The sequence below is a fragment of the Priestia sp. 3CA3 genome (assembly GCF_056836725.1).
This window is the reverse complement of the sequence record NZ_JBXENJ010000002.1, coordinates 17156-43933: the sequence shown is the minus strand read 5'-3', so window position 1 is coordinate 43933 and position 26778 is coordinate 17156. Positions and strand designations below refer to the sequence as shown.

Below are 26778 nucleotides of genomic sequence, written 5' to 3'. Positions count from 1 at the left end.
ACGTAGTTGAATTTTTGTTTGCGTTTTCAAAATGACTTTATACTACATTTACCCTATATGCTGGAGAGAATAATCCTTTTTAAAATGGATAGACTCTTTCCTATTCTTTCAACATACTAGACTGCAATTTTTATGCCAGTATTTGAAAAGTAAATATTAGCGCAGTTTTCCTTGGTTCTTATAACCAAGTGCTGAAAAAATTCACCGCTTTTAGAAGGAAAAAGGCTATTGTGCATTGAATGGTTAGTGGTGAAAAGTTTCACCATATGTTGGCGGAAATTCACCATAAGAAAGGAATGCAAAACAATGACTTCTTTTAAAGGGAAAAAAGATTTGACGAACGAAACGTTACAGGCCATCATTGAATTCTCTACGGACGGAATATATGTAGTAAATAAAAAGGGAATAACGATATATGTAAATGAAGCTTATGAAAAAATCACAGGAACAAATAAACGAGACGTATTAGGAAAGCATATGCAAACCGTTATCGATGAAGGATATATTGATCAATCTGTTTCCCTACTTGTGTTAGTAGAAAAACAGCAGCGCTCTATTATGCAAACCATTTCAAGCGAAAGAGACGTTATGGTAACAGGAAATCCAGTGTTTAACAAACAAGGTGAAATAGAGCTCGTTGTGACCACTGTACAGGATATTACACAGTTAAACGCAGTTAAAAAAGAGCTTTTAAAGGTACAAGAGTTTTCGCATATGAATGCAAATAAATACGCTGTAAACGTGAATGGGTCGGAACAGCCCCTAGTGTTTCAAAGCAATAGGGTGAACTTGGTTTATCAGCAAGCCAAACAAGTAGCTCCGTTTCCTACAAGTATTCTTCTATCAGGTCCCTCAGGATCCGGAAAAGAAGTAGTCGCTAACCTTATTCACGATTTAAGCGATAGAAACAATCAGCCATTTATTAAAGTGAACTGCGGAGCCATTCCTGAGCCGTTGCTAGAATCGGAGTTGTTCGGCTATGAAAAGGGAGCTTTTACTGGCGCTCGAACAGAAGGGAAAATAGGACTGTTAGAACTCGCTGATGGCGGAACCTTGATGCTTGATGAAATTGGTGAAATGCCGATTTCCTTGCAAGTGAAACTGCTTCGAGTGTTACAGGAAAAGCAGGTACAGAAAATTGGAGGAACTAAAACAAAAAGTATCGATATACGAATCATTTCGGCAACAAATCAACATCTAGGAGAGCTTATTAAAAAGGGGAGGTTTCGTGAAGATTTATATTACCGTTTAAAGGTAGTCGAAATCAGCCTTCCGCCTCTATCTCAACGTAAAGAGGATATCAGTTTACTGGTTGATCATTATGTTTCCTACTTTTGCAGCTTGTATTACGTCCAAAAGCGCATATCAAATAAAGCGAAGCAAGTATTAGAAGCTTACCAATGGCCAGGAAATGTAAGAGAGCTTCGAAATATGGTGGAGAATATGATTGTGTCTGTTCCTGGAGAAACAATTGAAGCCCATCATTTACCTTTTCATACTTATCATGAAGATGAAAAATGTGATTATTTACCTCTAAAAAAGAAAGTGGAGCAGTTTGAACAGCGACTCGTTAAAGAAACTATTCAACATTGTTCATCACTCCGGCAGGCAGCGAAAGAATTAGGTATCGATCATTCTACTTTGATAAAGAAACTAAAAAGATGGGAATGTAAAGAAAGAGAGGAGCAGGCTTGAGATATGTAACAAAAGAATTAGCTCAGAAAATTGTCGGTAGAACAATGGAGATTATTGATTGCAACATTAACGTGATGAACGAAAAAGGAGTCATTATTGGTTCTGGTGACAAAAAGCGAATGGACCAAATTCACGAAGGAGCGCTAATGGTATTAAAAAGCGGCAGTTCTTACGAAATTACTCAGCAGCAGGCTGACTCGCTGCGCGGAGCCAAACCGGGCGTGAATTTGCCTATTTTCTTTAACGGAGAAATTGTTGGAGTCGTGGGATTAACAGGACTGCCAGAACAGATTCGTAATTACGGAGAGCTTGTGCGTATGGCTGCTGAAATGATTTTTCAAGAAATGATTTTAATAGAGGAAATTCAGTGGGATGAACGATTAAAAGAAGAGGTGGTTCATCAGCTTCTTCAACAAGAAGAGCCGCTGGATTCCTTATTTTTTGAACGAGCGAATCGGTTTAATATTAACTTATACCTTCCAAGAATGGCACTAATTATTAAAGCTGAAAATCGCCATGAAGTTATGAAGGTTGTAAAGAAATACATAGCTAATAATGATCTATACGCTATGCTTCCAGACGGAGTGGTTTTATTGAAATCTATAGAAGCGGGCAGCGCTAGCAGCTATGCTGAACAGCTGGAAAAACAGCTTCGTGCGTCTGGTATGGTGTGTAAGTTATCTGCAGGATCTGTTCAAGCTGACTTTAAAGGCCTTCATGTATCGTATCAGCAGGCGAAAGATACGCTTGCTGTTGGTTCAAAGCTTCATCCAGAAGCTGATTTCTACAGCTATTCGGATTATCAAATTCCCGTACTGTTACGTCAACGCGCCGGTTTTCAAGAAAATCATGATCTGTTGCAATACTATGAAAAGCTTAAGGAATATGATAAGAAAAAAGAGCTTATCGAAACGTTAACGATCTACATAGAAGAAAATGGCGAAGGAAGCACGGCAGCTAAAAAGCTTTTTATTCATCGGAATACGCTAAGCTACCGTCTAGATAAAATTCAAGATATCACGGGAAAAGATCCAAGGAAAGTAAAAGACCTTCTCGAACTGTATGTAGCGCTACTGCTATCTAAAATTTCATAATTGTGCACGTGCATAAAAGATCTTGCGATAGCAAGGTCTCTTTTTGTTGAAGTGACTAATGAAAGAATTAAAGGTAGCGCTTACAATTAGCACTGGGGATAGAAGAAATAAGAAAGGGGATGCTTTATGGACGTTCAAGTAAGCGCATTAGGCGCTATTTGTGCATTAGTAATTGCTATTATATTAATCTTAAAGAAAGTGGCTCCCGCATACGGAATGATAGCCGGAGCTTTAATTGGAGGACTGATTGGCGGAGTTAATATTGCTGATACCGTTAATTTAATGATTGAAGGGGCACAAGGCATTATTCCCGCAGTGCTGCGGATTCTTGCAGCTGGTATATTGGCCGGGGTATTAATAGAATCGGGTGCTGCAGCGGTTATAGCAGAAACCATTGTAAAAAAACTTGGGGAAACAAAAGCGCTTTTAGCTCTAGCGCTAGCCACACTCATTCTTACGACAGTAGGTGTGTTTGTGGATGTGGCTGTCATCACAGTGGCGCCTATTGCTTTAGCCATTGCTAAACGTACGGGTATGTCAAAGCCTGCTATTTTACTGGCAATGATTGGAGGAGGAAAGGCAGGAAATTTAATGTCTCCTAATCCTAACGCTATTGCTGCTTCGGATGCATTCAATATTCCGCTTACATCCGTGATGGCTGCAGGAATCATTCCCGCTGTATTTGGCGTAGCGGTCACTTATCTAGTAGCCAAACGATTAGTGAAAAAAGGAACAATGGTTCAAGCTGAAGAAATAGATACAGTGGATGCAAGCAGCTTGCCGCTGTTTTTAACGGCTATCATAGCACCAATTGTTACGATCGTGCTGCTGGCACTGCGACCGCTTTTTGACCTTAATATTGATCCAATGGTTGCGCTTCCAGCAGGAGGAATTGTTGGTGCCATTGTGATGAAAAAAGGAAAACAGCTTAATACATATGCTATTTCTGGATTAGGGAAAATGTCAGGTGTAGCCATTATGCTGCTCGGAACGGGGACATTAGCAGGAATTATTGCTAACTCTCAGCTAAAAGACGTTATTATTCATGGCTTGTCTGCCATTGGATTGCCAGCTTATGTTTTAGCACCGGTTTCAGGTATTTTTATGTCAGCGGCAACCGCTTCGACAACGGCAGGAACAGCAGTCGCAAGCCAAGTTTTTGGCTCGACGATTTTAGAGCTAGGCGTTTCTGCTTTAGCCGGTGCTGCTATGGTTCATGCCGGAGCGACCGTACTTGATCACCTCCCGCACGGAAGTTTTTTCCACGCAACGGGCGGAAGTGTAAATATGAAAATAAAAGAACGCTTAAAATTAATACCGTATGAATCGCTGATTGGACTCATTATGGCCATTATATCCACGCTTATATTTGGTGTATTAAAGCTATATGGCTAAAAATAAAAGGAGTGTGTGCGGATGAAAATTGTAATTGCACCGGATTCATTTAAAGAAAGCTTAACGGCTCTGCATGTTTGTGAAGCAGTTGAAAAAGGAATAAGAACTCATTTTCCAGACGCTGAGATTAGTAAAGTACCTATGGCAGACGGTGGAGAAGGAACCGTTCAGTCGCTTGTGGACGCGACGGGCGGACAAATTATACAAGCTAAAGTAACGGGACCTTTAGGTAAAGAGGTGGAAGCTTTTTACGGAATTCTTGGAGATGGCAAAACGGCTGTTATTGAAATGGCAGCCGCTTCAGGCCTTCATCATGTCCCTGTCGATAAACGAAATCCGCTTATCACAACAACGCGAGGAACTGGCGAGCTCATTCTTAAAGCGTTAGATCACAAAGTGAAGCATATCATTATTGGCATCGGAGGAAGTGCTACAAATGATGGAGGAGCCGGTATGGCAAAAGCTTTAGGCGCAAAGCTTCTTGATGCTAACGGAGCAGAAATAAAAGAAGGAGGCGGCAGCCTAGATCAGTTAGCCTCTATCGATCTGACAAACTTGGATTCTCGGCTTGCTGAAGTCAAAGTAGAAGTGGCGTGCGACGTAGACAATCCGTTAACGGGTGAAACCGGAGCATCCGCTGTGTTTGGTCCTCAAAAAGGTGCGACTCCGGATATGGTTAAACGGCTTGACCGTAATCTAGCTCATTACGCAGCAGTTATTGAAAAAGAAATAAATATTCATATCCAAAGTGTTTCTGGTGCTGGAGCGGCAGGAGGACTAGGAGGCGGCCTGCTGGCATTTTTATCTGCGGAGTTAAAGCCAGGTGTAGACATTGTCATTGAGGCAACTCAGCTAGAAAGCTATATTAAAAATGCCGATCTTGTCATTACCGGTGAAGGAAGAATAGATGGACAAACCATTTACGGAAAAACACCCATTGGCGTAGCCAAAACAGCAAAAAAGCATAGCGTTCCGGTGATAGCGATAGCAGGGAGCATTGGAGCGGGAAGCGAAGCTGTGTATGAACACGGTATTTCGGCTTTATTCAGCGTCGTGCCCGGGGCAGTGACTCTTCCGGAAGCGCTAGAAAAAGCTGATGAAAATATTGAAAGAACGGCTAAGAACGTAGCGTCAGTTATACGCTTAGGCATCAAGTGAAGAAGTTACAGTTTTTATTGTTCTCTTTTTAATAAATGGTAAAAGGGCTCTTCCATCAAAAGAGGCCTTTTTTTCGTTTAGGGCTGAAGTAAGCTGCTATCATTCTTTTAAATTTTATATAGGAAATAGAACTAAACGTTTTCTGAAGCGTCATAGTAAGTAAGCAGTTCTAAAGGTTCTCTCGCATTCTCGTCTGCTTACTAACTGCTACTTATGGAAAGGAGAGGTTAACGTGCAAAAAAAGTTTAGGTTCTTGAGAATTTTACGAAACATGATAGTAGCTATGTTAGAAATATGCATCATTTGGATTGTAACGAATCAAGTTATAACGGCAGTAGAAAAGAAAAAGTACCCGCCTATTGGTCAATTAGTAGAGGTTAATGGCAGAAATATTCATGTATATACAAAAGGTAAAGGGGAAAATACAATTGTACTACTAAGCGGCTTGGGAACGACTGCGCCTGCACTGGATTTTGAACCTTTAGTAAATGAACTGTCGAAGGATAATAAAGTTGTGGTAGTAGAACCATTTGGATACGGATGGAGTGACATTACGAATAAAAAACGTACCGTAGAAAATAGTGTAAGTGAAATGAGAGAAGCTTTGCAAAAATCGGATATAAAAGGTCCGTATATATTAATGCCGCACTCAGTTTCTGGCGTTTACAGCATGTATTATGCAAATAAATATCCAGATGAAGTAGAAGCAATTATTGGAATAGACCCTACGTTGCCAAAAGCGCTGGATTATTTTAAAGAAGAAGCACTGAATATACCAAGTTTGATGAGTGTTTTAGCGCCAAGTGGACTTGCGCGCTTAGCCCTGCTTACTAGTCCTAATCAGTATCTACCGCTAGCCAAAGAAGGAACGTATACAACAACAAATTTAAAAATGACAAAAGCAATATCCAGCTGGAAAGGCTACAACAAAAACGTCATCGATGAAGCAAAAGAACTGAACAACAATATAAATAAAACCGTCGATATGTCATTTCCTTCAAAGATGCCCGTAATGATTTTTACTAGAAAAGTAGACAAAGAACCAAAAGAGGGAAAATCAAATATTACGTTTTACCAAAATCAATTAAGTCACGTATCGTCTCAAAAGCTAATCGTTTTACAAGGACATCACTATTTACACTGGACGAAGTACAGAGAAATGAGCAAATATGTGAATGATTTTATAGATACATCTATTAATTCAAGTACAAGGAAATAAAGGATATAAGAAAAAGGAGTCCGAACCATGGGTCTCCTTTTTTATAGGAAAGAATCAAATCTAGTTAGCTGTATAGCTATAAATGTTATAATTAACCAATCGCTAGAATGATTTATATATAGAGGAGGCAAATCATGATTAAAGCCGTTATTTTTGATTTAGACGGGACACTATTAGATCGAGACAGTTCGTTAAAATGTTTTATTCAAGATCAATACGAGCGTTATAGTGAAGAGCTAGCACACATACCGAAGCAGGAATACATATCTAGATTTATCGAGTTAGATCACAAAGGCTATGTATGGAAAGACAAAGTATATCAGCAGCTTTTGAACGAATATGATCTTTCGAATCTAACGTGGGAAGGGATGCTAGATGATTACCTTCACTATTTTCCAGCTCACTGCGTTCCGTTTTTACATATGGAGGATGTACTAAAAGAGCTAAAGAAAAAAGGGCTGTTGCTAGGCATGATTACAAATGGTTTTACGGACTTTCAGTGGATGAATATTAGAGCGCTTGGAATTGATCACTATTTTGATACCATACTTGTTTCCGAACAAGAAGGCATTAAAAAGCCGCATAAAGATATCTTTTTGCGAGCATTAAAAGCGCTTGATGTGTCGGCTGAAGAAAGTGTATATATCGGGGATCATCCAGAAAATGATGTGCTTGGTGCAAGAGGGGCGGGCATGCATGCTGTATGGAAAAAAGACGCTTTCTTTGACGGGAATTTTACAGATTCATATGTAATAGAGGATTTAAAAGAGCTGTTGAATGTCATTAATGAGTTTCAAGAGAACTGATGTGAAAAGGAGAAACACGATGAAAACCGAAGTTCGTCTATTGACTGATGAAGATCTTAAAGAAGCAGCAATCATCTATACAAATGTTTTTAGTGCTTCACCGTGGAATGAGCCTTGGAGCATGGACACTGCTTATGCTCGTTTATACAATATCAGTAAAACTCCAGGGTACGTAGGAATAGGTTACTTCCACAGTGAAAATAATAAACTCATAGGATTTATAGCAGGAAATGAAGAACAGTGGGCGAACTATAAGACGTTTTATGTAAATGAAATTTGTGTGTTAAGCAGCACTCAGCAAACTGGCATAGGAACGAGTCTTTTATCTTTCCTTAAAGAGCTACTTATACAAAAAGAAGTGAAAGAAGTCTACGTGTCTACAGAAAGAGGCCAAGGCAAACCAGAACGTTTCTTTGAAAAGAACGGTTTTGTTACTCATGAATCTCGTATACTGATGGCGGTAAATGTAGATTGAATATAAGTGAATGGGTGTAGGGTATCCGTTTTGTTGTTCTAGGAGGAACGGTTTATAAAGCAGGAGGAAATAATTTATGATTTTTTCGCTACTAGTTTTAGCCGCTATTTTAACGGTGAGTATTCCGCTGCTGATTATTATTGTTAAAACAGTTTGGCAGCGAAAGCTTCCTCGTAATTACTATACGCCGTTTGACTATCTTGCTACACAAACAGAAGAAGAGTTTCACGAAGAACAAAATGAACGAGAAATAGAAGAAAAAGAAGGAGATGCCAAAAGAAGAAAAAGCTAAGGTGATATGTGTATCCTTCTTTGTAATACTAGAAATAAACAGGCTATAAACCGTGTTAAGGAGTGGAATTGACTCTTTGTTTTTTACAAACGTAAATCATTTGAGTGCTTTGGTTGGTCAAAGCGCTCTTTTTCCAATCTCCGTAGACGCTCGTAATCATAAATCCGCTACGTGTTAAAAGATGTTCCATTTCTTTCGGGAACGTGTAGCGTAAATCTATTTTCGATGTTATTTCTTTTATGATTGTTTCGTGATCTCTTATCTTTCTAGTTGTGAGGTTATGCTGAATTTGTTTGATGGCATCATAGTGGCTGCTTATGTAGACGTCTGTTGTATATCGGGTGTCAGGATCTTGATAGCTTTTCCAATATTCTTCTGCTTCTGTTGACGTTAGCTCTTCTATAGAAGGAAAACGTATTCCAACAATAAAGGTTCCACCGTCGTTCAAATGCGTATAAACGCCGCTTAAAAAGGCGTGCTGCTCCTCATTTGTTAGAAAATGCTGAAATGAATTTCCTACGATATAAATAAAGCCGCTTTTTATTTTTAAGTCGAGTTTGGTACAGTCTTGTTCTACCCATTTAACAGATAGCTTTAAAGCCTCTGCTTTCTTTTGTGCTTCTTGCAGCATGGGTGGGTGAATATCTACTCCAATCAGTGAATGTCCCGCTTTTGCTAATGGAATGGTCGCACGTCCTGTACCACAAGCTAAGTCAAGGATTATTCCGCTTTCCTTAGCTGCTTCTGTTAGTAAAAAAGCAACGTCTTCTGTATACTGCTCATTTTCATCGTCGTATAAAAGAGGGTTATTATATTCTTCTAAATTTGTTAACATAAAAGCGGACCTCCGTGTAGGTATATTTTTACATAATTATAGCAAAAAAAGAGCTGAAACTAGTTTCAGCTCTTTTTTTTTACAGCCCACCCCTCCACAATTTCCGTAAATTCACTTAGGTATTCTTCAAATATCCGTTTTCGATGTCCGTTTGCTCCGGATGGATGAGGAAAGCCAAATAAATACGTATGCCGAGAAAACGAAGGTTCACGCGAAAGTTTTCTTAAAACATTTTCAACTGCTTTTCCTAGCGGAATGATTAAACATGGATTCTTTATTTCGTTCAATTCCTGTGGAAACACTTCAAAAGCATAGTGTGAAAGAAGCGCTGATCGTTTAATTGGCGGCTGATGACCCGTATAGTTTTTTCCTTTGTAAAACACAGGATACTTTAATACGGACGTGGTATGCAGCATATCTCGCTGTGAAGCAAATAACTCAGCGGCACTGTCCATACCGATCGCTTTTTGAACGCCGCATCGATTTAACATGTCTATTAAATTTACTCTCATCGTTCCGCTAAAGCTCGCGGCTTTTTTTGTTTCGTACAGTACTTGTTCAAGCGGATGATGATGGGACAGGCTGGAAACGCATTGTTTAAAAGCGGTTTTCATTTGAAACCAGCCCGGTGTGATGCCGGCAATAATAATATGAGCTTCTGGATTTATGTAATCGTTATGGGGTGAGTAGTACATGCTTAATCCATTTTCTTGCCGAATTAAAAAATCTTTTTGCAACAGCTGTTCTTTCGTGAAATTCATATTATGCAATTGTTGAAGGGCAGGCAGACATTGTTGAAAATAAGAATGTTTGCTAATCATATGCTCTCTCTTTCCTTATCAGTATTTCTTCTTTTATTTTCCCCAACAAACCGTTTTATATCAAATATGAACAAATTCTTACGAAAATTAATATTTACTAAAAGTTTACTTAAGTTTTAGTGCAGTGTGATAAAAATAAAGTAGTAATAGCAGTGATTTTGTCATTTTAACGGCGGAACTAGCAAAAGAAATGAAGAATTTTGGATAATATTTTAATAAATTTACTGAAATTTTAAAATTATTTATTGAAAGCGTTTTATTAATGTGCTATTCTTCCAATATAAGAGATAAATATTTAGTAAAAATAGAAGATTATAATAGAGAGGTAAAAAGATGGCAACTTTAAAAGATATAGCGGCGTACGCTAATGTTTCCAGTTCAACCGTATCCAGAGTACTAAATAATGATCATACGCTTTCTGTATCTGAGGTTACCCGTGAGCGCATTCTTCATGCAGCCAAGGAGCTGCAATATACGCCTGTGAAGATACGAAAAGGAACGGCAAACGGAAAAGACATAGAAGCTCCAAGGATAGGTATTATTTTTGCTCAATCGCTTGAAGAAGAGTTAGTAGACCCTTTTTTCTCTTCTATTCGCCATGGAATAGAGAGTGAATGCGCAGAAAAGGAAATTTTTACAGTAAAGTCATTTAGACTAAAAGGCATGAAGCAAGAAGAGCTGCTGCAGGATCTTGATGGAGTAATTGTAGTGGGAAGAGTTAGTCCAGAAACGGTTCAAGAAGTGAGCAATCATTTAGATACTATTGTTTTTATCAATCACAAAGCGGATGAGGATTTGTACGATTCGGTCATGATTGATTTTGAGAAAGCTACTAAACATGCATTAAATCATTTATTTGACCTCGGTTATAAAAGAATTGGCTATATCGGAGGGACAGAAAGAGAACATTATATCAATGGAAGTTCTATTATTGAAGATCAGCGTCAAACGGTTTTTGAACGCGTTATGCATGAAAAAGGCCTGTTCGATTCTGAGAAAGTTTATGTCGGCGAATATTCAATGAATGAAGGATATGAGCTGATGGGACAAGCGATTAAGCAAGGAAATCTTCCTGAGGCATTTTTTATCGCAAGTGATGCAATGGCGATAGGAGCGATGCGTGCCCTGCAGCAATCAAATATAAAGGTTCCTGAAGACGTAGCGATTGTAAGCTTTGATGATGTGGATGTCGCAGCATTTGCGAGCACGCCGCTCACCACAGTTAAAGTATATACCGAAGAAATGGGAAGGCAGGCTGTTAAAATGCTAGTAGATCGGTTAAGCGGCAGGTCCATTCCTTTAAAAGTCATGGTGCCGACCAAACTAATTTACCGTGAAAGCTGCGGAGCTTTGCTCAAGAAGCAGTAACCTAAAAGTTATAACTTGAAAGGGGGTGATAGAAAAGCAGAATTCATACATAAAGAGTGATAAGGGGGAAGAAAAATAGAAAAAATCATAAAAAAGGCAGGTTAAAAAGCCCTAGAAACTACATACTTATTGGCAGATAAATATGTAGATGAAAAAGCTTTTTCATTTCTAGGACTCTTTGAACCTTTGTAAAAGTATAGGATTAAATTATAAGTGACTTTATTTCGTTGTGCAATGAATTTGTCTATGTACAAATAACTGAATATTCAGTTATTTGTGTCTTGATAGAGTATAAGGAGGAAAAAAGATAAATGAAAAAGCTTACGTATCTTTTTGTTCTATTACTAGTCTTTTCTGTTGTGGCAGCGGGCTGCGGAAATAAAGAAGCGGCAACAGGCGGAAATGGGAAAACAACGCTAACGCTTTTTTCTACGATGAGTAATAAAGGCGAGAGAAAAGCGCTTCAAAACGCGATTACAGAATTTGAAAAGCAAAATCCAGATATTAAAATTGATGCAAATTTTCCGGGTAACGGCTATGAAGATATGCTTCGTGTGAAAATGGGTGCAAATGATATGCCGGATTTATTTGATACGCACGGCTGGTCTCAGCTTCGCTACGGGGAGTATGTAGCAGATTTAAAAGATATGGATTGGGTTCAGCATTTGGATCCGGCGCTAAATCAAATTTTAAAAGATAAAAGCGGCAAAGTGTATGCGTATCCTTTAAATCAAGCAAAAGACGGAATTAGCTATAATGCGACGCTGTTAGAAAAATACGGAATAAAGCCTCCTAACACAATGGATGAATTTATAACAGCGTTAGAAACAGTAAAAAAGAAAAGCAAAGGAGAAGTAGCGCCTCTATGGATCCCAGGAGGGGAAAATGGCAATATTGCTCAAGTGTTTGATCAGCTGGCTACACCTCAGCTTATTACAGCAAAAAATAAGAACTATGCTAAGCAGTTGGAAAAAGGGACATTCAATTGGTCAAACTATACGCCTCTAGCAGAAACAATGGCAGAAATGAAGAAAAAAGGGCTGCTGAATGAAGATGTATTAACCGCAAAAGTATCTCAAGCAACGGAATTAATGGCTCAAAATAAAATTGCTTTCACATTTGTGGGCGGATCTCTTGGACCGGATGCAACAGAATTAAATCCTGAAGTAAAAGTAGGAACTGTACCGGTGCCTGCTATTCATAAAGGGGGCACGCAAAGCTGGATTGGCGGAGAGCGCTTTACCCTTGCTGCGTGGAAGGATTCTAAGCACCTTAAAGAAGCTAAGAAATTTATTGAATTTGTGTCACAGCCGGAAGTTGCCAAAAAGATTGCCGAAGGAACGTCTTCAGCATCGGCTCTGACAAACAATAAAACCCAAAACTACTACTCTGAATACTACGATAAGTATAGCGATATTAAAGTTGAGCCATACTTCGACCGAAAGTATTTACCGAGCGGTATGTGGGCAGTGATGTCTTCTACAGGTCAAGAATTGCTAGCGGGAAGTTTAACGCCAAAGCAATTATCAAAAGAGATGGAAAAAGAGTACAAGCGTCTCAGTAAACAATAAAATAGTGTGCAAAAGTTCCTTGTTCGCTAAGAAGCAGGGAGATAGTCTTCTGCTTCTTTTCAACACAAGCTGAAATAGGAGTGAACACGATGAATGAAATAGTCAGGAAAGAGTCGGTTTCCGTAGTAAGAGATACGGAAAAACGAAAGAAAAAATTAAAAACAGAGTCTTCTTTATGGTGGATGTACCTTCCCGGCTTAGTAATTATCACCGTTTTTATTATCTATCCTTTTATTAACGGAATTAGACTTTCCTTTACTAATTGGAATGGATTTTCACAAACATACGATTGGATTGGGCTCCAGCAGTATAAACGTTTGCTTGCAGACCCAACGACTTGGCTTGTGATAAAAAATACGCTGCTCTACGGAATAGGCAGTACAATTTTCCAAAACATTATTGGCTTGTTGTATGCTTTGCTTCTCAATCAAAGCATTAAAATGAAAGCTGTAACAAGAACAATTGTCTACCTTCCAGTTATTATCAGCCCAATTATTATGGGGTATATCTGGTACTTCTTTTTTGCCTACCAAGGAGGCGCTTTAAATGACCTTCTTGTATTTTTAGGCTTTGAGAAGATTAATGCTTTGGGGACTCCGGAGCTTAACTCTTGGATTATTGTGTTCGTCAATACGTATCAATTCGTTGGAATTGCGATGATTATTTATTTAGCGGGGCTGCAAAGTATTTCAAAAGATTATTACGAAGCGGCGCAGCTTGACGGAGCATCGGCTCTTCAGCAGTTTAAAAACATTACGCTTCCACTGCTCATGCCTTCGATTACAATTAACGTCGTTTTAAATATTATCGGAGGTTTAAAACTGTTTGACGTCATTGTTGCGCTGACAGGAGGAGGGCCTGGAGATGCATCGCAGTCAATGTCTACTTTTATGTATGATTTATATTTTAGAAGACAAGACGCCGGCTATGCTGCAACTCAAGGTGTGTGCATGGCGCTCATTATTTTAGTCATTAGCTTATCAGCACTTGTGTACTTTAAGCGAAAGGAGACAGAAGCGTGATGGACTATACAAATAAACGGAAAAAACGATTTTTTACCTTTCTAGCGCTTTGTATAACGCTCGTTCATATTGTCCCTTTTTATATTCTAGTTACGACTTCTTTAAAGGCAACCGGGGATTTTAGTTCAAAATGGGTATTTCCAAAAAGCATACACCTTGAAAATTTTACAGCGGCTTGGGAGCAAGCGAACTTAGGAAATTCTTTTGTTAATACATTTATCATTACGTTCGTTTCGGCGATTCTGCTTATTTTTTTAGGATCAATGGCTGCGTATCCTTTAGCGCGACGCCAAACGAAACTAAATAAGTACGTCTATTTTATCTTTATCGCCGTGATGGTAATACCGCCTTTAACAGCACTAGTTCCGCTGTACAAAATGGTTGTGAATATGGGGATGATGAACACGTATCAAATTGCTATTTTAAATAATGTCGCAGCATTTTTGCCGCTAACGATCTTTTTATATGCGAGCTTCATTCGCTCCACTATTTCTAAAGAGCTCGAGGAAGCAGCAAGAATCGACGGGGCCGGCACGTTAACGATTTTCTTTAAAATCGTATTTCCGCTGCTAAAGCCTGTCACTGCGTCTATTTTAATTATTGCAAGCGTCTATATTTGGAACGACTATCAGTTTGCAATTTTCTTCCTTCAAGATAAGGAAATGCATACATTAACCGTTACGTTAGCGAGCTTTTTTGCCGAAAATCAAAATAATCTTAGCTTAGTAGGAGCAGCTGCAATCATTGCGATGCTTCCAATGACCATTTTATTTTTAGTGCTACAAAAATACTTTATTGCAGGGCTTTCATCAGGATCTGTAAAAGGATAAAACCAATACGAGGAAGGAAGATGACGATGTCTAAAATCACATTTATCGGAGCGGGAAGTACAGTTTTTGCAAAAAATATTTTAGGAGACTGCATGTTTGTGCCTGCTTTAGCTGGCTTTGAGTTTGCACTTTACGATATAGATGCTGAGCGTTTAAGAGATTCGGAAAATATGCTAAACAATCTAAAAAAAAACTACAAAGTGAATATTACGGTTAAAGCCTATTTGAACCGCAGAGAAGCTTTAACAGGAGCAAAGTATGTGATTAACGCGATTCAAGTAGGCGGATACAAACCAAGCACCGTCATTGATTTTGAAATTCCTAAAAAATACGGCTTGCGTCAGACGATTGGAGATACAGTAGGAATTGGAGGAATCTTCAGATCACTGCGCACGATTCCAGTGCTGTTTGATTTTGCAAAAGATATTGAAGAAGTATGTCCGGATGCGCTGTTTTTAAATTACACCAATCCAATGGCAACACTAACGGGTGCAATGCTGCGCTATACAAATGTAAAGACGGTAGGCCTTTGTCACAGTGTTCAAGTATGTACAAAAGATTTATTTGATTCTCTCGGAATGGATCATGAAGGAATACAAGAGAAAATCGCAGGCATTAACCATATGGCATGGCTGCTAGAAGTAAAAAGAGATGGACAAGACTTATACCCAGAAATCAAGCGTCTGGCAAAAGAAAAACAAAGAACAAAGCATCATGATATGGTGCGTTTTGAGCTAATGGATAAGTTCGGTTATTATATTACCGAATCGTCTGAGCATAACGCAGAATATCATCCATACTTTATTAAACATAAATATCCAAATCTTGTTGATCAGTTTAACATCCCTCTTGATGAATATCCGCGCCGATGCGAAGAGCAAATCAGCAATTGGGAATCCATGAGAGAAGAAATGGTTAACAACAGTCAGTTAACTCATACACGTTCACATGAGTACGGCTCTAGAATCATTGAAGCAATGGAGACAAACGTGCCGTTTAAATTTGCGGGTAACGTATTAAATACCGGAGGCTTAATTAGTAACCTGCCGACAAAAGCGTGCGTAGAAGTTCCATGTGTTGTAGACCGAAGCGGTATTATGCCGACTTATGTAGGAGACTTACCAGAGCAGCTTGCGGCGTTAAATCGCACGAATATTAATACGCAATTATTAACTATTGAAGCAGCTGTCACTAGAAAAAGAGAGCACATCTATCAAGCAGCGATGCTAGATCCTCATACAAATGCGGAATTATCCATGGATGACATCATTCGTATGTGCGATGATTTAATTGAAGCCCACGGTGAGTGGCTGCCTGATTTTACAGGGAAAGTGAATCAATACGTGTAAGAAAAGAATCCTCGGCTGAGATCAGCTGAGGATTTTTTGTACTTAGGAAAAGAAGGGAATATCATCCAAATGGATATTGACATTTAAAAATGTTCATCATACACTGTAAGAAGCAAGTCATTTTATACTAAGAAAGGAAAGGTACCGTAGACAATGGATAAGTAATCCTATTTTTTTAGACATTCTTTTAAAACTTTATTTTAAATGAACATTTGTCTAGATAGGATTAGTCTGTACATTTTTAGGTGCCATTTCTATATGTCTTATATGAAGTGATTTCTCCCTTTTTTTACTCTATAAAAGGGTGCATATTTGCGTATGCCTAATTATGACCTCTAATCCTCTCTAGAAATCCTAGGGAGGTTTTTTTATGTTATTGTTAGAAGCTATAAATATTGAAAAAAGCTATGGAGATCGCCTGCTGTTTCAAGCGGAGAAGCTTCAAGTACATCGCGGAGAGCGAATTGGAATTGTTGGGAAAAACGGAGAAGGCAAATCGACGTTGCTTCATATTTTAATGAAGAAAATGAGTCCAGATCAAGGGATTGTGCAAACATATGGCCGTTCCTCACTGATTCCGCAGCTTGATGTTCAACCTACATCTGCCGTTTCTTCTGAGATGAAAAGTCAGTGGAGTGTGCCAACTGAAGCGGACTTTCTTAGCGGAGGAGAAGAAACAAGAAAGAAAATTGCATCTGCTCTTTCATCCGGCGCGGAACTGCTTGCAGCCGACGAGCCAACGAGCCACTTAGATGTAAAAGGCGTAGAGAAATTTGAAGAAGAAATGAAGTCTTTTACAGGCAGTCTGCTGCTGATTTCACATGACCGAGAATTATTAAATCGCCTTTGTACGTCCATATGGGAAGTAGAAGACGGCAAAATTAACTGTTATGAAGGCAATTATCAAGAATATGTGACGCAAAAAAAACACGCGGTTGAAAGACAGCAGTTTGAATATGAACAGTATGTACAAGAAAAGCAGCGGCTTGAACTGGCGTCTGAAGAAAAAAGCCAAAAATCAAAGTCGCTTAAAAAAGCGCCGAGCCGCATGGGCAATTCTGAAGCGAGACTTCATAAGCGAGCGGTCGGAAAACAAAAAGCGAAGCTAGATAGAAGCGCAAAAGCGATTGAAACAAGAATTGAAAAGCTGGAGAAAAAAGAAAAGCCAAAAGAAATGGAAGAAATTCATTTTGACCTATCGCAGTTTCACCAAGTGCACAGCAAGCAGGTACTGAGCTTTGACAAAGTATCAGCATCAGCTGGTAATCATATCTTGTTTCAAAACCTAAAAGGCGGTGTGAAGCCAGGAGCGAAAGTAGCGATTGTCGGCAAAAACGGCGCCGGAAAATCTACGCTGCTGAATATGATTGAGCAGCGAACAGAAGGAATTACGGTTGCGAAGCCTGTAAAACTCGGCTTTTTCCATCAGCGCCTTGAAAATCTAGATCCCGCTAAAACCATTTTAGAAAACATTAAAGAAGACAGCCCGTACACTGAACAGTTTATTCGTACGGTGCTATCGCGCTTACTTTTTAAACGTGAAGACGTGTATAAAAAAGTAGAGATGCTAAGCGGAGGAGAACGAGTCAAAACGGCATTAGCAAAAGTCTTTTTAGGAAACTATAACGTTCTTCTTTTAGATGAACCGACCAACTATCTTGATCTTCATACAAAAGAAGCGCTTCAAGAAGTGTTAAAAGCTTATCCAGGGACGATTTTATTTGTGACGCACGACCGCTATTTTGTTAAAAAGCTTGCGACGCATGTTTTGACGTTAAAACAGTCCAAAGCGGATCTCGCGGCGATTGAAGACACGGGTAAAAGCAAAAAAGCGTCACAGCAGCAAAATGAAGCGGAGAAACTTGCGCTTCAACTAGAATTAACAAAAGTGATTAGCGAGCTTTCTATCACCCCAGAAGGAAAAGACAAGCAGCGTCTTGAAAAAAGATACGAAGAGCTTTTAGAAGAAAGAAAACGATTAAATAGAAAGGAAGGGTAATATCACTTCACCTAACAATGAATACAATGATGTTACTGAACATCAAAAGCGTATTGAAGGAAAACTAACGGATATGAATGTAAAAGGAACGCCCAAAAGAATAAAATTGATTGGCTATGGAATCATCATTTTCTTTGTGATTCTTATCCTAACGATGATCATCAGCGTATTTATCAATTAAAATAAAAAACAGCCGCTTCAATGTTGAAGCGGCTGTTTTTTATTTGCCTACTTTTGTAACAATGGCATCACCGTTTTTTCCAACTCGTACAGTAGCAAAACGAGCTTCGCTTTCTACTTTGCTGCCGGTTCCTTCTGGAATAAAGTAATGCTCAATTCCGTACTGAATTCCCCAGTCGTGATAGCTGCCCGTAATGACAACGTCTTTTTCTTTAGAAGTATACGGCTTATTCCAGTCATCATCCGCTTGGTAGATTTTTGCGTATTCATACACGCCTTGTTTGTCAGGGCGAAGAATGAGCTTCACTTTTTCACCGTCTTTCACATGAGGTAAGGTAACGTGCGCAATGTCGTAATTAAGCTCAACATAATCGCCTTGCAGCAGCGAGCGCGGATCGATTGGCTGTAAAGCGAGCTTAATTTCTTTTCCGTTTTGAAGAAGCACTTCGTTTTTAGTGAAAATGCCGCCCAGAATAATGAGCTGAACAAGAATGATGATCCATACAGCGGTTCGGCTGCGGTCAAGAAACGACGGTTGCGGCTGATCAGGCGTTGACAGGTCCCATTTCCTGCTTAGGAAAAGAAAGATCAGGCCTAAAATAACGAGCACAAGTGATTTATTAAATAAATCCCACACAAAGTCGTAATATTTCATCGCTAAAAAAACAAACCAGAAAATCATGCCAACAATAAAATCATACTTTGGCTCTTTTCGTACCGTCACAAATAAAAAGACGGTCGAAATTACAAAAAACACCGTACAGTAAATAATATTTAAAAAAGAAGGTTCGCTTAATTCAGTCAGCGACAGTAAAAAGATAAAAGCAAGAAGCAGCGCTGCTTTTTTAAACGCGTGGTGCACGTTTATCGCGTACACAGCGGCATTTAATAGAAACAAAGCGAGCAGCACATAATCTATTTTGATAGTGTCATAGTAAGCAGTCGGAACCTTTATTAACAGAAGCCCTTGCACTAGCACAAAAAGCAGCAGGCGAACGGGCGTATGCTTTGTGAATACTAAAAGCGCTACAAGTGCGATGACGTAGATAAAAAACAGAATGTCGTTCACAAAAAAAGAAGCGCCGCCGCTAATTAATACGCCCATCATTAAAAGCGTATATTTCACGGTTGGAATATCTGCTTTAATCAAATAACATGCCACAATCAGCAAAACGCCAATCACAAGCATTCCGTTTGTTGGGTACGTTCCTGTAATAAGTGTGACAAGTCCTCCTAAAGAGCTGCTGCCGATGACCGATGCAATGGCCGTAATCCCAATCACCGCTATTCGTTTGATTACGCGGAGCGAGGTTTTTTGTGCTGACGTGTTAGCAGTGAGCCATTTGACAAACCATACGCTTGCACCAATAAATAAAATCACAAATCCTAAAGCTAAGAACAGTGACCATTCAGCGTAGTGTTTAAAAATAAAAGAGAAAAACTGTTCAATAACAAATAAAGCAAATGCCACGATGGAAATCCCTAAAAACGACCTTTGCGGCTTCACTTTTGAAAAATAAAAAAAGGAGCTTAGTAAAAACAGCAAATAAAAAATAATAAGACCAATCCGTAAGCTAGAGCTGCCTGTGAAATCCGGCAGGGAAACAGTTAAAAAAATGTAGTGAAACAAACAAAACGCCGCATACATGATCACAGGAGACGAGAGGTGTTTCTTTTTTATGATCCAAAAAATGAGTAAGTTCACAAACGCCATTCCTGCGTAAAGTAAAAGCGTCTCGTATTCACCTCGCTGTGAAACTGCGCCTGTTGGTGAAATGAAAAAAGCCATGGTGAATTGAAATAAAACAAACGATAACACATAAAACGGCTGATACTTTGTAAAAAAGCTAAACAAAATAACCGGCACAAGCCAAATTAAAAACAGCCAGTACGATTCAGCGTGCGTGTTGTAAATTTGAGAAAGAAGCGCGATGCTTAATCCAAATGAAAGAGCGCCGGCCAAAAGCGTCCAGTGACTTAAAAACGCCTGCTGAGGAAGCAGCTTTCGCACCGCAAACGCACTTCCGTAAAACAGCAGCATCAGCCCCACGCTCAGCGCAATTTTAATGTAGCGGTCAAAGCCTTGCCAGTTCGATGCAAAGAAATATAAAATGCCGGACAAAACAAGAGCCAATCCCAGTAAATAACCGAGTCTTACGAGCTTTTCTCTCATACTCAACCTCCTCTTTATATTATGTATATACTAGCGCATGTTTAAATATTTGGAAATAGAAAGAATGAATGCGTTTTAACAAAAAAATTGTGTAAAAAGGCCTTTTAGTGGCGTGGAAATAATAAGCAAAGTAGTCCGAAAATCTTGATAAATTGTCAATGGTAAGATAGTTTTGGTTATTTTATCCTGAAGAGTGGGTATTGAACTAAAAACCTACATTATTCCCAAAAAATATAAGAAAACATGCCGATGTGCTCTCTTTCTTTATTTGATAAGCTATAAAAGGGAATTACTGTTAGAGAAACCAAGAGATAGATATGAAGGAAGTGTCATCATATGAATGAGATGTTTGTTGCTCATCTGTATACCCAAGTGAAGCAGGCACATGAAGATATCCAGCAGCTTACCGCTAGTAAAAACACGTTAACGGAAGTCAAAGGAGAGCTTGAACGTGCAAAGGAAAAGGTAAAAGAACCAGAGCTCACTTCCGCCACTTGGTCAGGCAGCCTTGCTGTTGGGTTTGAAGACATCCGTACGGCTATGTTAGACAAATACGATGATTTGCTGACCCGTCAGCTGACGGATGCCCTTGCGACAATTGATGCAAAAATTACGGTGCTTCAATCGGATATACAAGGGATGGAACGCGCCATTAAAATGCAAGAAGACGAAGCAAAAGATAAGGTGTGATGCAATATGGCAGACGAAATTAAAGTAATAGATGGTGAAATTAATAGAACGCTTAGTGACCTAAGCGCTGCTGCGCAGCAGTTTCAGCCGCTTTTTCCGTTTCACGTCGGAAGCGGACAAGAACTAGAGGTGCTCGATGAATTAAACCAGCTGAACCAGCAGCTTCAAGCGTTAATTGTGGACTACAAGCAAACGCTCCTCGATGATTTAAACGCCACCAAAAAATCCGTGCAGTCCATAAAAGAAGCAGATGAAAAAGCTGCAAATGCCGCTAAATAATGTTCGTATTTTATATAAAGCTATCAAAAACAACCTTTCAACCAGCATAGATTTGGCATTCAAATAAAAAGGTTTTATTTAGCGGATGATGCAAGCCTTGTAAAGAGGAGCATCCGCTTAGGTTTAGAAAAATGACGGGCGATTGTTCGTTAAACGTTTGTTGTTTTTCTACATCGATACAGCTAGGAGGTTACAGGTTATTGAAAACACTTGATGTCGATGCTTTTCACGAAAATATTCAAGCTATCTTAGACTCTATTAAAAGTCAAAAAGAACAAACTCAGGGCCTGATTTCACAGGTTCAGGCATTTTCAAGCTTAGATGATGCGTTTAAAGGAAAAGGAGGAGAGGCGATTCGGTCTTTTTACGAAACGGGACATGCTTCTTTTTTAACGCTGTATCATTCATTACTCACTTCCTATGAAGCTCGACTAACTCAAATCACACATGCGCTGCGCTCATTCGAATCGAGCGAAGACGGCTACATCACGCAGCCCTTTCTACAAGACACTATTCCCGCGCATTTAAATCAAACAAGAAATACAACCGTTTCGCTTGTCGATCAAGCGAATGCAGCGATTCAAAAAGTCAGTCACCTTGCTTCTGTTTCAGCGCTTAACGACCAAGGTTTTCTAACAGAAGTAGAACAAGCAAAAAACAAAGCGGACAAAACGATGAACGATTTAGTCCGTTTTGACGAACAGCAAACGCAAAGCCTTTCAGCCATTCAAGATCAGCTGACATCTTTAAACTCGCTGCTTTCTAAAGTGAAAGCTGGGTTTCAAAATGGTTCCATTCAGCCGGGCAATGTAAGTGAGCTGAGCGCGTTGGCGAAAAAAGCGATGACCGATTCAGGAGGCGTCTCGGTTTTTGAAGAAGGTATTCCAACAACCTTGACAAGAAAAGAAAAACAAGAGAAAGTGATAAAGGAAGTAGGCCTTAAAAAACTGATTCAACTTCAGGCAATGACGCCTGCTGAGCAGTTAAAAGAAATTCACAAGCTTGAAAAAAACTCGCCTTACATAAGAGAAGTGCTAACGCAAATTCAGCAGGATACAGCACCTGCTAACATGAAAAAACTAGCGGAACTGTCACCTGCAGAGCAAGCAGTGGAACTTGAAAAAAGCCCATACCTGCAGGCACTCAACGATTCTTCAACTGTGGGCATGCTAGCGTCTCAACAGATTCTTCAAAACGCTACGGGCGTTGAGGGAATGCTTATGCAGTCGGTGATGAGTCAGGGGCAGATTAGAGATGTGACACCTGAAAAAACTGCTGAATCCTTTGACTTTACAGAAATCTGCGAGAACCCTGCGGCTAAAAAAGAAGAAACTGGTATAAAAGCTGTAGTCAAGGACGTAGGAGAAGGTGCTATAACTTTAGCAAAAGGTACAGTTACGGGTACTAAAGGCGTAGCACAAGACGTTTGGGCCGGTATGGGAGAGAGAGCAGATAAACGGTACAACTCCTTGTATGACTTTGGAAACTATATAACGATGGGCGGATTTGATGGCGCTGTTTCCTTCAAAGAAGGCTTAATTGAGCGAGGAGAAAAATCGTTTGATTCACCGTATGACTTTGTCAATCACGCAACGATGGGACTCTTAGATGTAGGACAGCAAGCACTTAATCCGGAAAAACCTCTTTCAAAAGAGCACTGGGAAAACAGCATGTTTCTGTTTGCGAGCGTAATTGGAGGAGCGAAACCCGCAGGAGCCGTAAAATCCGTTCCAAAAGTAACAAACGTTCCGCGTGTACCTGCCCATAAAGCGACCAAAACACTAAGCGATATGCGAAATGTCGTCAGCCCAAAAGCAGCAAGCAATTGGTCGAAGAAGGTATATGAACCTGTTCAGAAGAAGCTTCAACCTTTATTAGATGCTGAGATACCGACTTTACGTCCTCAACCTCAACTGTTAGGGATAGGAGAGGCGTTACCTGGAAAGACCTTTGGTGAAGCGTTACATGGGTTAACGACGTATAATATTGGACGTGTTTCAAAAGGCCAGTCGAATGCGTTGGAGAAAGTGAAAGAGCCTGGTGGTAAGGGTAGGGGTAATCCTGAAAAATCAGATGGGAATTTTAAAGAATATAGAAATGCTAGTCTAAATGAAATAAAAAAACAGTTAGGTATACCAAGGACACAACACCCTATAAGTCAAAAGATGGTTCCTTTAACTGATGGAGCAGGAAATAGAATATTAAATGAGATGAAACAGCCTGTAATGACAAGAGAATTGACATACGAAATAAATGGTCAAACAGTAATAATACAGGATCATTCAGCAGGTCATAAGTTTGGAGAAGGGGGGATTGGTGATCAGCCACCTCATTACAATGTAAGGCCTCCAGAGAATACAAGAACTGGTAAAGTAGAAGGAATGGAGGATCATTATTATTTTAATAAAAGAAATAAAAAATAGGTTATATATTTCATGTAGATATGTATTGTATTTATATCAGAGATATAGTCTTGATTAATTATAAAGCGTGTAAGAGATAGACAACGTATTAATAGAAATAGAGGAGTGTATATATGATTAACTCGAATAGGATAATGAACCCTCAAGCAGTTACAGGCATTTTTGGTAGGATGCCAATGTTTAACAATTCTGAATTATTGAGTGTTCAAATAAAAAGAGATGGTCCGACATTATTTATTCAATTATCTACTAAAGAGATTGTAAAAAATAAGCCTAAACGGTGGGGCGAATGGGACATAGTATATATTGAAATGTCATTTTTGGGTGTGAAAGAATTGGAAATCAATTCATTTGGAACTATTAATGAAATTGAGGAATTCGAAATTGAAGATATTGGGGAAGGGGGATCTATAAAAATTCAATGTACTAATAGAATGTCTATTACGTGTTTATTTGACTGGGCAAGGATTGAACAAATAAATCCTGGTTTAATAGGTACACCATAAGAATTTATTAAAAAAGGCATAAGTATAAGAACAAAAAAACTTTGTATTTGCATTAAGAGTGCACGATAGATAGAATATATTTATTTAGATGAATATGGACAATGCCAAGGTTGTTTCTGGTGCCACAGAGGATTATTTGAATGGAAATTATTTCACCAGGAGAAAAAACAAAGCGGTATTGCAATGTTTGATATACTAAAAGAAGGCGATTTTAAGTTTGAATTTAGCGGTTTTGGTAAAAATCGTGGTATTTGGACGTTTACACGAGAGAATATTCAACCAAGCTCAATAAGAACCAAAACAAGTCACGTGCTAAGCGTGGCTTATTTTGGTGGAAGCTAATAATAACCACGACGCATGAACGATTTAACTAAACAACTTTGAAATAAGAGAAGCATGTAAGGTGCTACTCTTTATCAATAACTATGTCCTATGTAAAAGTCAACATACATGTTAGGTTTTATAACATAAATTTCTGAATAATCATTTACTTATTCACTTATTTCATGGTATGTTATATGACATAGATATTGTAACTTGCAATATCTGTTGAGAATTAGCTGTTGTAATATATACTTATTTTTCTAGATATGCACCTCTGGACAAGTTGGTGTTCTATACATATATATACGTCTACGTATAACTAGTCAAAAAGAATGAAGGCTTTTCTATTTATAGTGCTGATTGTTCTTTGGGCTGAGTATAGTTATAGTAGGTGAAATTTTCAAGACAGTTATTTTGGTTTTTAAGCTGAATTTTTGGAATAGTTTGTTATTTTATCAATCGATGCTTTGCCACTTAGAAGTAGGTATAAAAGTTTACTAATAAAAGAAAATGCAGACGGAATTTAATAAGTTTTTTGGAATTTGTGGGCGATTTTCTCACTTTTTTATCATTTTTGAATAGTTTATAATCATCAGACAATTATACTGTGATATAGTTATAAGTGAGACAGAAAAAGGTGTGTTCTTAGGTCGCACCTGAATTTTTTTACTACGTAAGCAGGAGCGCCTACATCTTTTTACAAATATAGGGGATGAGGAAGGTTATAATGAGCAACGTACAGAAAAAAACAGACGTTATCTTAATTGGTGCCGGAGTCATGAGCGCAACTTTGGGATCATTACTCAAAGAGTTAGCACCTGAATGGGACATTAAAGTATTTGAAAAACTCGCAGACGCAGGGGAAGAAAGCTCGAACGAATGGAATAATGCAGGGACGGGCCATTCTGCGCTGTGCGAACTAAACTATACATCAGAAAAAGCTGATGGATCTATAGATATAACGAAAGCGATCCGAATTAACGAGCAGTTTCAGCTGTCAAGACAGTTTTGGTCTTATCTGGTAAGCAGCAAGTTGATTCGCAATCCGCAAGATTTTATCATGCCAATTCCGCATATGAGTTTGGTACAAGGGGAAAAAAATGTATCGTTTCTGAAAAAGCGTTTTGAAGCGCTGTCAAACAATCCGTTGTTTCAAGGAATGGAGTATTCCGACAGTGCTGACAAACTAAAAGAATGGATTCCGTTAATCATGAAGGGGCGCACGTCAAATGAACCGATTGCCGCAACTAAAATTGATTCGGGAACAGACGTAAACTTCGGTGCTTTAACACGCATGTTGTTTGACCACCTGAAGAATAAAGGGGTTCACGTTCATTACAAACGAAGTGTAAAAGATATTAAACGTAAAAGTGACGGTATGTGGGAAGTAAAAGTCGCAGATGTAGACAGCGGCAAAGTTGAGTACCACACGGCAAAGTTCATCTTTATCGGAGGTGGAGGCGGAAGCTTGCCTTTACTTCAAAAAACAGGTATTCCTGAATCCAAGCATATTGGAGGATTCCCGGTAAGCGGATTATTTATGGTATGCAATAACCCTGAAGTCATTGCGCAGCACCACGGGAAAGTATACGGAAAAGCCAAAGTCGGAGCTCCGCCAATGTCAGTTCCGCACCTTGATACACGCTATATTGACAACAAAAAGACGCTGTTGTTTGGTCCATTTGCCGGCTTTTCACCAAAATTCTTAAAAACAGGTTCGAACCTGGATTTAATCAGTTCTGTAAAGCCGAATAATATTTTAACCATGCTAGCAGCAGGCGTCAAAGAAATGGCGTTAACAAAATATTTAATTCAGCAAGTGCTGTTATCAAATGAAAAACGTGTCGAAGAACTGCGTGAGTTTATCCCGAACGCGAAAAGCGAAGACTGGGATATCGTTGTAGCAGGCCAGCGTGTGCAGGTAATCAAAGACACGGAAGCCGGAGGAAAAGGAACGCTTCAGTTTGGTACAGAAGTTGTAAGTGCCGCTGATGGTTCGGTTGCTGCACTTCTTGGCGCTTCGCCTGGTGCATCGACGGCGGTTCACGTTATGCTTGAAGTATTGGAAAAATGCTTCCCAGAAAACATGAACAAGTGGGAGCCAAAGATAAAAGAAATGATTCCTTCCTATGGCATGTCGTTAGTTGATCATCCAGACTTCTTTAACGAAATTCATGCGTCTACTTCACAGACGCTTGGTTTAATTAAAAAAGAGTCCGTTTATAGCTAAAGATTTTACGCCGCAACAAACAGCACATGCGTATGTGAAGAAAT

Annotated in this window: 23 protein-coding genes; 20 read left to right on the top strand and 3 right to left on the bottom strand. The window is 39.1% G+C overall.

Features of this window, described 5'->3' with window-relative positions; all coding sequences use genetic code 11:
• Positions 1–306: 306 nt before the first annotated feature.
• The 8 genes from AC1VNJ_RS04995 (at position 307) to AC1VNJ_RS04960 (ending at position 8134) form a co-directional block, all read left to right on the top strand.
• The gene (locus AC1VNJ_RS04995) at positions 307–1695 is read left to right on the top strand and encodes a sigma-54 interaction domain-containing protein (RefSeq protein ID WP_482640385.1); all 1389 of its coding nucleotides are present in this window, start codon (positions 307–309) and stop codon (positions 1693–1695) included.
• Positions 1692–2789 (top strand): sugar diacid recognition domain-containing protein, encoded by a 1098-nt coding sequence (locus AC1VNJ_RS04990; RefSeq protein ID WP_033579321.1) that lies wholly within the window; start codon positions 1692–1694, stop codon positions 2787–2789. The genes AC1VNJ_RS04995 and AC1VNJ_RS04990 overlap by 4 nt, the downstream gene beginning before the upstream one ends.
• 126 nt (positions 2790–2915) lie before the next feature.
• The gene (locus AC1VNJ_RS04985) at positions 2916–4184 is read left to right on the top strand and encodes a GntP family permease (protein ID WP_153253027.1); all 1269 of its coding nucleotides are present in this window, start codon (positions 2916–2918) and stop codon (positions 4182–4184) included.
• Positions 4185–4205: 21 nt separating this feature from the next.
• Positions 4206–5342 carry a glycerate kinase gene (locus tag AC1VNJ_RS04980; protein WP_482640384.1) on the top strand — a complete coding sequence of 379 codons (1137 nt, stop codon included), beginning with the start codon at positions 4206–4208 and terminating at the stop codon, positions 5340–5342.
• A gap of 271 nt (positions 5343–5613) precedes the next feature.
• Positions 5614–6561, top strand: a complete 948-nt coding sequence (locus tag AC1VNJ_RS04975) for an alpha/beta fold hydrolase (RefSeq protein WP_482640695.1) — start codon at positions 5614–5616, stop codon at positions 6559–6561.
• A gap of 134 nt (positions 6562–6695) precedes the next feature.
• Entirely contained in the window at positions 6696–7367 is a 672-nt protein-coding gene (locus tag AC1VNJ_RS04970) for an HAD family hydrolase (protein ID WP_482640383.1), read from the top strand.
• Positions 7368–7386: 19 nt separating this feature from the next.
• The gene (locus tag AC1VNJ_RS04965; RefSeq protein ID WP_482640382.1) at positions 7387–7842 is read left to right on the top strand and encodes a GNAT family N-acetyltransferase; all 456 of its coding nucleotides are present in this window, start codon (positions 7387–7389) and stop codon (positions 7840–7842) included.
• A gap of 76 nt (positions 7843–7918) precedes the next feature.
• Positions 7919–8134: a DUF3951 domain-containing protein gene (locus AC1VNJ_RS04960; RefSeq protein WP_482640381.1), complete on the top strand. Its 216-nt coding sequence runs from the start codon at positions 7919–7921 to the stop codon at positions 8132–8134.
• A 55-nt stretch (positions 8135–8189) separates the two neighbouring features.
• Here AC1VNJ_RS04960 and AC1VNJ_RS04955 read toward each other — a convergent pair whose 3' ends face one another.
• Together AC1VNJ_RS04955 and AC1VNJ_RS04950 are read right to left on the bottom strand one after the other, a co-directional pair.
• Positions 8190–8969 (bottom strand): class I SAM-dependent methyltransferase, encoded by a 780-nt coding sequence (locus tag AC1VNJ_RS04955; RefSeq protein WP_482640380.1) that lies wholly within the window; start codon positions 8967–8969, stop codon positions 8190–8192.
• Positions 8970–9034: 65 nt separating this feature from the next.
• The gene (locus AC1VNJ_RS04950) at positions 9035–9790 is read right to left on the bottom strand and encodes a uracil-DNA glycosylase family protein (protein ID WP_482640379.1); all 756 of its coding nucleotides are present in this window, start codon (positions 9788–9790) and stop codon (positions 9035–9037) included.
• A gap of 333 nt (positions 9791–10123) precedes the next feature.
• Between AC1VNJ_RS04950 and AC1VNJ_RS04945 the strand changes: the two genes are divergently transcribed.
• The 6 genes from AC1VNJ_RS04945 (at position 10124) to abc-f (ending at position 17929) form a co-directional block, all read left to right on the top strand.
• Positions 10124–11158 (top strand): LacI family DNA-binding transcriptional regulator, encoded by a 1035-nt coding sequence (locus AC1VNJ_RS04945; protein WP_154992434.1) that lies wholly within the window; start codon positions 10124–10126, stop codon positions 11156–11158.
• Between the two features lie 311 nt (positions 11159–11469).
• Positions 11470–12729: an ABC transporter substrate-binding protein gene (locus AC1VNJ_RS04940; RefSeq protein ID WP_071273730.1), complete on the top strand. Its 1260-nt coding sequence runs from the start codon at positions 11470–11472 to the stop codon at positions 12727–12729.
• An 89-nt stretch (positions 12730–12818) separates the two neighbouring features.
• The gene (locus AC1VNJ_RS04935) at positions 12819–13751 is read left to right on the top strand and encodes a carbohydrate ABC transporter permease (RefSeq protein ID WP_033579310.1); all 933 of its coding nucleotides are present in this window, start codon (positions 12819–12821) and stop codon (positions 13749–13751) included.
• Positions 13751–14581: a carbohydrate ABC transporter permease gene (locus AC1VNJ_RS04930; protein ID WP_028412981.1), complete on the top strand. Its 831-nt coding sequence runs from the start codon at positions 13751–13753 to the stop codon at positions 14579–14581. The genes AC1VNJ_RS04935 and AC1VNJ_RS04930 overlap by 1 nt, the downstream gene beginning before the upstream one ends.
• Before the next feature lie 26 nt (positions 14582–14607).
• A complete protein-coding gene (melA, locus tag AC1VNJ_RS04925) occupies positions 14608–15930 on the top strand; it encodes an alpha-glucosidase/alpha-galactosidase (protein ID WP_311264621.1) in 1323 nt (440 codons plus the stop codon).
• 370 nt (positions 15931–16300) lie between these two features.
• Positions 16301–17929 carry a ribosomal protection-like ABC-F family protein gene (gene abc-f / locus AC1VNJ_RS04920; RefSeq protein ID WP_482640378.1) on the top strand — a complete coding sequence of 543 codons (1629 nt, stop codon included), beginning with the start codon at positions 16301–16303 and terminating at the stop codon, positions 17927–17929.
• Positions 17930–18149: 220 nt separating this feature from the next.
• On the opposite strand, the gene AC1VNJ_RS04915 is transcribed toward abc-f, so the two are convergent.
• On the bottom strand, positions 18150–20282 hold the full coding sequence (locus AC1VNJ_RS04915) for a GDYXXLXY domain-containing protein (protein ID WP_482640377.1): 2133 nt from the start codon (positions 20280–20282) through the stop codon (positions 18150–18152).
• A gap of 336 nt (positions 20283–20618) precedes the next feature.
• Between AC1VNJ_RS04915 and AC1VNJ_RS04910 the strand changes: the two genes are divergently transcribed.
• From AC1VNJ_RS04910 to AC1VNJ_RS04885, 6 genes are all read left to right on the top strand, one after another.
• Complete coding sequence (locus tag AC1VNJ_RS04910) at positions 20619–20972, top strand: YwqH-like family protein (RefSeq protein WP_482640376.1); 354 nt, start codon at positions 20619–20621, stop codon at positions 20970–20972.
• 6 nt (positions 20973–20978) lie between these two features.
• On the top strand, positions 20979–21251 hold the full coding sequence (locus AC1VNJ_RS04905) for a DUF5344 family protein (protein ID WP_014459698.1): 273 nt from the start codon (positions 20979–20981) through the stop codon (positions 21249–21251).
• 200 nt (positions 21252–21451) lie between these two features.
• A complete protein-coding gene (locus AC1VNJ_RS04900) occupies positions 21452–23674 on the top strand; it encodes a T7SS effector LXG polymorphic toxin (protein WP_482640375.1) in 2223 nt (740 codons plus the stop codon).
• A 113-nt stretch (positions 23675–23787) separates the two neighbouring features.
• The gene (locus tag AC1VNJ_RS04895; protein ID WP_243494762.1) at positions 23788–24180 is read left to right on the top strand and encodes an immunity 50 family protein; all 393 of its coding nucleotides are present in this window, start codon (positions 23788–23790) and stop codon (positions 24178–24180) included.
• Positions 24181–24363: 183 nt separating this feature from the next.
• Positions 24364–24522, top strand: coding sequence for a hypothetical protein (locus AC1VNJ_RS04890; RefSeq protein WP_155726330.1), 159 nt, complete (start codon positions 24364–24366; stop codon positions 24520–24522).
• Positions 24523–25231: 709 nt separating this feature from the next.
• Positions 25232–26734, top strand: coding sequence for a malate:quinone oxidoreductase (locus AC1VNJ_RS04885; RefSeq protein WP_482640374.1), 1503 nt, complete (start codon positions 25232–25234; stop codon positions 26732–26734).
• The last annotated feature ends 44 nt before the right edge of the window (positions 26735–26778 follow it).